The organism is Haemophilus parahaemolyticus (assembly GCF_018373095.1).
Classification (GTDB): domain Bacteria; phylum Pseudomonadota; class Gammaproteobacteria; order Enterobacterales; family Pasteurellaceae; genus Haemophilus_A; species Haemophilus_A parahaemolyticus_A.
Genome location: NZ_JAHAHT010000088.1, coordinates 1 through 7708, shown reverse-complemented (window position 1 = coordinate 7708; position 7708 = coordinate 1). Strand labels below are relative to the sequence as shown.

Sequence of the window (7708 nt, the reverse complement as noted above, 5' to 3'; positions counted from 1 at the left end):
TGATGTACTTTATCTTAGCGGCGCAATTCGAGAGCTTGATTCATTTTCAAGTAAGACTGATAATGTTCTACGCATCTGTACGCTCCGTTTTGCTTAAAATCATTTCATTCATTGCACCGCCACGAATTTGCATCGGGTAAACGTGCTCGGTTTCATCTACACGCACATCGACAAAGACCAATTTATCTTTAATCGCAAAGGCTTGTGTGAGTTTTTCTTCCAATTCACTTGGGTGATCAATCGTAATGCCGATGTGCCCATAAGCTTCCGCCAATTTTGCGAAATCTGGCAAGGAATTCATATACACTTGCGAGTGGCGACCTTGATAAATAATATCTTGCCACTGTTTTACCATCCCCAAGAAGCGATTGTTAAGGCTTACGATAACTACTGGCGTGTCATACTGTTTCGCAGTAGAAAGCTCTTGAATATTCATTTGGATTGAACCATCGCCTGTAACACAAACTACCATTGCCTCAGGATGTGCAAATTTCACCCCAATTGCCGCAGGTAAGCCAAAGCCCATGGTGCCCGCACCACCCGAGTTGATCCAACGGCGTGGCTTATCAAAGCCGTAATGAAGTGCCGCAAACATTTGATGCTGACCTACATCAGATGCCACATACGCATCCCCATTGGTTAATTTATGGATTAAGCGAATCACTTGTTGCGGTTTAATAATCTCTGAACTCTCTTCAAATTTCAAGCAATCTTTTGCTTTCCATTCGTCGATTTGTTTCCACCAAGCGGTCAAATCTGCCTGATTTTTTACCAAGTTCTCATCTTCAAGCAAGCTTAAGAATTCATCTAGCACATTTTTAGCAGAGCCAACAATTGGAATGTAAGCTTGGACGGTTTTTGAGATAGAAGCTGGATCAATATCTACGTGAATAACTTTTGCATTCGGGCAATATTTTGTTAAGTTTGCAGTCGTACGGTCATCAAAACGCACACCGATACCTAAAATCAAATCGCTTTCGTGCATTGCATTATTGGCTTCATAAGTGCCGTGCATCCCAAGCATACCAAGGAATTGGCGGTCTGAGCTAGGATAAGCCCCTAACCCCATTAACGAACTGGTTACAGGTAAGTTTAATTTCTTCGCAAAATCAACAAGTTCGTTGCTACATTCTGCTGAAATTACCCCGCCACCTACGTAAAGCACAGGTTTTTTGGCCACCATCAAGGCTTTTAATGCACGTTTGATTTGCCCTTTGTGCCCTTGCACAGTTGGATTGTAAGAACGCAATGCCATTTCTTTCGGGTATTCATAAGCGAATTTATTGGCAGGATTCACCATATCTTTTGGAATATCGATCACCACAGGACCAGGGCGACCTGTTGAAGCAATATAGAATGCTTTTTTGATGGTTTCAGGAATTTCTTGCGGATCTTTAATCATAAAGCTGTGTTTCACCACAGGGCGAGAAATGCCGATCATATCGCACTCTTGGAACGCATCTGAACCGATTAACGAAGAAGGCACTTGACCTGTGATAATCACAAGCGGCACAGAATCGGTATAAGCGGTTAAAATCCCTGTAATCGCATTGGTTGCACCAGGACCTGAAGTAACCAACACGCAACCCACTTTGCCCGTTGAGCGAGCGTAACCATCTGCCATATGCACCGCACCTTGTTCGTGACGAACTAACACGTGGTTAAGGCTTGATTGATGAATTGCATCATAAATATCTAACACTGAGCCTCCTGGATAGCCGAAAACGTATTCCACGCCTTCATCTAACAAGGATTGCACCACCATTTCTGCACCAGAAAGTTTTTTCATTAAATCCTCCAACTTCTTATAACGTTGTGAAAGTTATTCACAACTCAAATATATGATAAAATTGGCAACATTGTGCAAGAGTTTCTGACCTTTGTCTAGCAGTCTAGTCTTGCTAAAATTTAGCAGAAAATTTTTAAAATTGGCTAAATTTGGATTTTTGTAAAAATAACTTTGAACTTAACCGTTTATACAGCATATCCATCCAGATTTTATAAAATAGAAAGCATTAAATTTTTTATAATAAATGGTAGAAAAAATAAAGAATTCTGGAAAGATGCTTATTTTGAAGATATTGTAAATAATCTACTTCTGGTAAAATATTGTTAATGATTTTATGGACAAGGAGGCGAGATGACTGAACAAGTACGTTTAACACAATTTAGTCACGGCGCGGGTTGAGGCTGTAAAATTTCGCCTAAGGTGTTAGGGACAATTTTACATAGCGAACTTGAAAAATTTATCGACCCAAATTTATTAGTCGGCAACGAAACTGCAGATGATGCAGCGGTTTACGATATTGGCAATGGCGTGGGCATTATCAGTACCACCGATTTCTTTATGCCGATTGTCGATGACCCATTTGATTTTGGGCGAATTGCAGCAACCAATGCAATTAGCGATATTTTTGCGATGGGAGGTAAGCCGATTATGGCGATTGCGATTTTAGGCTTCCCAATCAATAAACTCCCCGCAGAAGTCGCTCAACAAATCATAGAAGGTGGTCGTGCCGCTTGTGCCACAGCGGGCATTGCTTTGGCTGGCGGACACTCCATCGATGCACCTGAGCCAATTTTTGGCTTGGCGGTAACGGGGATTATTCCAACCGAAAAAGTGAAACGCAACGCTTCGGCAACCGCAGGTTGTCAACTCTTCTTAACCAAACCACTTGGTATTGGTATTTTGACAACCGCAGAAAAACGGGGAAGTTTGAAGCCTGAGCATCAACATTTAGCACGAGATGCGATGTGTCAAATGAACTTGATTGGTGCGGAATTTTCCAAATTGGATGAAGTGAAAGCGATGACTGATGTCACAGGTTTTGGCTTGTTAGGACATTTAAAAGAAGTGTGCGAAGGCTCAAATTTACGAGCGGAAGTCGATTTTGCTGATATTCAAACGCTTGACGGTGTACAAGATTATATTGCACAAGGCTCTGTACCTGGTGGAACAAATCGTAACTTCGAAAGCTACGGGCATTTGATTTCTCCATTAACCGATGAGCAAAAAGCGATTTTATGTGATCCGCAAACTTCTGGCGGTTTATTAGTTGCTGTTGAGTTGCAAGCGGTCAAAAAAATCCAACAAATTGCAGATGCAATGAATGTACCACTGTTCCGAGTGGGGCGTTTGTTAGAAATGGATGAAGATAGACCGCTAATTGAAGTGCGTTAAATAGGCGTATAGGACAAAATAACCGCTTACAAAAAGATCAGAATCTTCTACAAGCGGTTAATTTTTCTATGAAATGGAAAAATTAATCTTCACCCCAAACTTCTTTTGCGATCTCTTCAACGTGGCGAACTTTTGCCCATTGCTGAGCTTCAGTCATTACGTTACCTTCTTCGGTTGATGCGAAACCACATTGCGGGCTTAAGCAAAGTTGCTCAAGTGGCACATATTTTGCTGCTTCTTGAATACGTGCTTTGATGGCATCTTTATCTTCTAACTCTGGGAATTTTGAGCTGATTAAACCTAACACTACGCGTCCTTTGTTATTCGCAAAATGTTTTAACGGCTCAAAACCGCCTGAACGTTCATCATCATACTCTAAGAAATAACCATCGTAGTTGGTTTGACCAAATAAGCCATCTGCGACAGGATTATAGGCACCCGTTAATAAGTAAGAAGATTTGTAGTTACCACGGCAAACATGAGTGGTAATGATCATATCTGCTGGTTTGTCTGCAAGAATCGCTTGCACGTTCGCAACCGCTTGTGCTTTGTCTGCTTCAAAAGTAGGTTGTGCGTGGTTGTTGCAGAGAGAGCCCCAATACACATCATCAATTTGTAAGTAGCGGCAACCTGCTTCGTAGAATGCTTTGATGGCTTCTTTATAAGCTTGTTGTACATCTTTGGCGAATTCTTCACGAGTCGCATACACACCGTGATCCCATTGCACAGGGTACATTAATTGATTCGGGCTTGGGATGGTAAATTTTGCAACCGCACGACCATCAACAATTGCATTGAATTTTTTGAAATGCTCAATAAATGGGTGGTTTGGATTCCAAGACACTTTACCACAGCAACGGGTGTTGTAAGGGCGAACTTCGACACCTTTGAATGCGTAAGCTTTTTCTGGCACATAACCTTCGATACCATTTAAATTTTCTAAGAAATCGATGTGCCACCAAGAACGGTGATATTCACCGTCGGTGACCACTTGAATACCCGCTTCAAGTTGAGCCTCTACTAATTTACGCACTTCTTGCTCTACAATTGCGTCACGCTCTTCAAGTGAAATTTTGCCTGCTTTGTAATCAGCATGAGCTTGTTTCCAAGCATCAGAACGTAAATAGGAGCCAACAGTATCAGCGTGTAATGGGAGTTTTTTAGTCATTTTCACTTCCTTCTTTAATAAAATAAGCAGTAAGATTTTGCAATAAATTTACCCAAAAGTCTCTTGTTTTTTCTATTTGAAATTTAATTTTCAAACTCCAACTCTACTGCACTTTCGCCAAGTAAAGTTCGAAGCTCAACGAGCATTTGTTCGCTTGGCGTCACTCGCCATTCTACACCACCTTTTAATAAGGCTCTGCCTTGTTCGCTTTGGTAGTAGAAATGCAGAGGCAAGGTTCCTTCTTTGTAAGGTGTAATGCAAGCGGTCAATTCTTTCACAAATTTTGCATCTAATTGTTCTTGATTGATTGCAAGAGCAAGGCTTTTGGCATTACGAGTACGTGCATCATCAAGCGTCATAATTTCGCGGGCGGACATTTTTAACCCTCCGCTAAAATCGTCGAACTGTATCGAACCTGTGGCGATAATAATGTCATCTTTCTCAATTAAATCTCCGTAAGTCTCTAAAGCTTCAGAGAAAAGCGTAATATCTAGCTTGCCTGAACGATCTTCAATGGTCGCAATGCCAATGCGACTACCTCGTTTAGTGATGGCTACACGATAGCCCACCACCATACCCGCCACGGTTGCATTTTGCCCACGAAAAGTCGGCTGTAATTCGTTTAAGCGAACAGGCGCATAGTGAGCCAGCTCTTTAAGGAAACGCCCGATTGGGTGTCCGGTCAAATACAAGCCTAATGTGGCTCGTTCGCCATCTAAAATAGTTTGTTCACTCCATTTGGGCGTATTCGCATAGGCATTTTGCACCTCTTCTGGCGTTTCAGTAAGCACACCAAACATATCACTCTGCCCAAGCGCTTCCATTTTTGAATGTTGATCTGAGGCTTTAAGAGCATCTTCTAAGTTTTTCATTAAAGCTGCACGGTGCGGGCCGAGTTTATCCAAGCTCCCCGACATAATCAACGCATCAAAGGTGCGACGGTTGATTTTTTTCAGATCGACACGAGCAGTTAAATCAAACAGATCTTTGAAAATGCCATCTTGTTGGCGAGCAGATAAAATCGTATCAATCGGACCTTCGCCCACGCCTTTAATCGCACCCAAGCCATAGACAATTTCACCTTTTTCATTTACGGAAAAACGATGCTTACCGCTGTTAATATCAGGTGGTACAACAGTTAGGCCCATATTCATACATTCATCATAAAGTCCCACAATTTTATCGGTATTATCCATCTCTGAAGACATTACCGCTGCCATAAATTCAGCAGGGAAGTGGGCTTTAAGCCAAAGTGTTTGGTAAGAAACTAAAGCATAGGCTGCCGAGTGTGATTTGTTAAAGCCATAGCCTGCGAATTTTTCCACAAGGTCGAAGATTTTCATCGCAAGATTACCATCAATACCTTTATTGATTGCTCCTTTTTCGAAAATCTCACGCTGTGCTGCCATCTCTTCTGGCTTTTTCTTACCCATCGCACGACGCAATAAATCCGCCCCACCAAGCGTATAGCCCGCCAGTTCTTGAGCAATCTGCATTACCTGTTCTTGGTAAACGATAACGCCATAGGTCGGCTCTAAAATCGGTTTCAAGCATTCGTGCTGATATTGTGCATCAGGGTAAGAGACTTCTTCTTTGCCATGTTTACGGTCAATAAAGTTCTGCACCATCCCTGACTCCAACGGACCTGGGCGGAACAATGCCACCAACGCAATAATATCTTCGAAACAGTCGGGTTTGAGGCGAGAAATGAGATCTTTCATTCCGCGAGACTCTAACTGGAATACTGCCGTGGTTTTCGATTGCAGTAGCAAATCAAACGATTTTTTATCATCCAGTGGAATACTTTCAATCCGTATAGGCTCTTTACCTTCTGCTAGCATTCGTGCGTTAATCATTTCTAACGCCCACTTAATGATAGTCAGCGTACGCAATCCCAAGAAGTCGAATTTGACCAAGCCCGCATATTCCACATCGTTTTTGTCAAAGTGGGTTACAGGATGCATCCCTTCCGAGTCACAATATAGCGGTGAAAAATCGGTAATCGCTGTTGGTGCAATTACTACGCCACCTGCGTGTTTACCTGCATTTCGGGTAACACCTTCAAGTTTGCGTGCCATATCGATCAACGCTTTCACTTCTTCATCGCTATCGTAAAGCTCGGGTAATTTTGGCTCGGCGGCAAAGGCTTTTTCGAGCGTCATTCCTGGATCTAGCGGAATCAATTTTGAAATACGATCTACAAAGCTATACGGATGCCCAAGCACACGTCCCACATCGCGAATCACCGCTTTTGCCGCCATTGTACCGAACGTGATGATCTGCGATACCGCTTGGCGACCGTAAGTGTCCGCCACGTGATCAATCACGCGATCACGACCATCCATACAAAAATCCACGTCGAAGTCTGGCATCGAAACACGTTCAGGGTTTAAAAAACGCTCAAAGAGCAAATCAAATTCAAGTGGATCTAGATCGGTAATTTTCAACGCATACGCCACAAGCGAGCCCGCCCCTGAGCCGCGTCCAGGGCCTACAGGAATCCCATTTTCTTTCGACCATTGAATAAACTCCATCACGATCAAGAAATACCCAGGGAAGCCCATTTGGTTAATTACATCTAGTTCAACTTGTAAACGTTCATCATAAACCGACCGCTTATTTTTACGCTCTTCTTCATCTGGGAATAAAAATTCAAGTCGTTCTTCCAAGCCTTCTCGGGATTTTTGCACTAAATAATCTTCGGTGGAAAGTTCACCAGTCGGGAAATTTGGTAGGAAATATTCGCCCAAACGTACAGTTACTGAACAACGTTTTGCAATTTCTACCGTATTCTCCAAAGCACTCGGAATGTCGGCAAATAGGCGACACATCTCTTCTTCGGTGCGGAAATATTGCTGTGCAGAATATTTTTTCGGACGTTTGGGATCGTCTAACGTATAGCTATCGTGAATAGCCACGCGGATTTCATGTGCCTCAAAATCGTCAGGTTTTAAGAACAAGACATCATTGACCGCAACGAGTGGAATGTTGTGCTGAGAGGCAAAAGGCACTGCTGCTTTAATGTAATTCTCTTCATCCGTTCGCCCTGTGCGGCAGAGCGACAAATAGAAATGTTCGGGGAAATATTGTTGATAGAAAGCGGTCAGGTTTTCCGCTTCTTTTGCATTTTCTTTGAGTAAAGCTTTGCCTACATCGCCCAAACGCCCGCCAGAAATGACAATCACGCCCTCATTGTATTCGGTCAGCCACTCTTTTTCCACTACGGGCAGGTCGACATAGCCCTGCTGGTAGGCCTTAGAAAGGAGCATCGTAATGTTGTGATAGCCTGTGTTGTTTTTGGCAAGTAAAGTGAGCTCGTCCAGCTCTTCAGTTTCTGGTATGGCACGTACGAGAATATC

At 42.8% G+C, this 7708-nt stretch carries 4 protein-coding genes; 1 reads left to right on the top strand and 3 read right to left on the bottom strand.

Annotated elements, in window-relative coordinates:
* Nucleotides 1–67 precede the first annotated feature (67 nt).
* Complete coding sequence (locus KH943_RS08205; protein WP_304109880.1) at nt 68–1789, bottom strand: acetolactate synthase 3 large subunit; 1722 nt, start codon at nt 1787–1789, stop codon at nt 68–70.
* 351 nt (nt 1790–2140) lie between these two features.
* Between KH943_RS08205 and selD the strand changes: the two genes are divergently transcribed.
* The gene (selD, locus tag KH943_RS08200; RefSeq protein WP_304109879.1) at nt 2141–3181 is read left to right on the top strand and encodes a selenide, water dikinase SelD; all 1041 of its coding nucleotides are present in this window, start codon (nt 2141–2143) and stop codon (nt 3179–3181) included.
* Between the two features lie 82 nt (nt 3182–3263).
* Here selD and KH943_RS08195 read toward each other — a convergent pair whose 3' ends face one another.
* Entirely contained in the window at nt 3264–4349 is a 1086-nt protein-coding gene (locus KH943_RS08195) for a 5-methyltetrahydropteroyltriglutamate--homocysteine S-methyltransferase (protein WP_304109877.1), read from the bottom strand.
* Nucleotides 4350–4432: 83 nt separating this feature from the next.
* Nucleotides 4433–7708, bottom strand: a 3276-nt coding sequence (gene dnaE, locus KH943_RS08190) for a DNA polymerase III subunit alpha (RefSeq protein WP_304109875.1), incomplete at its 5' end; no start/stop codon positions are given.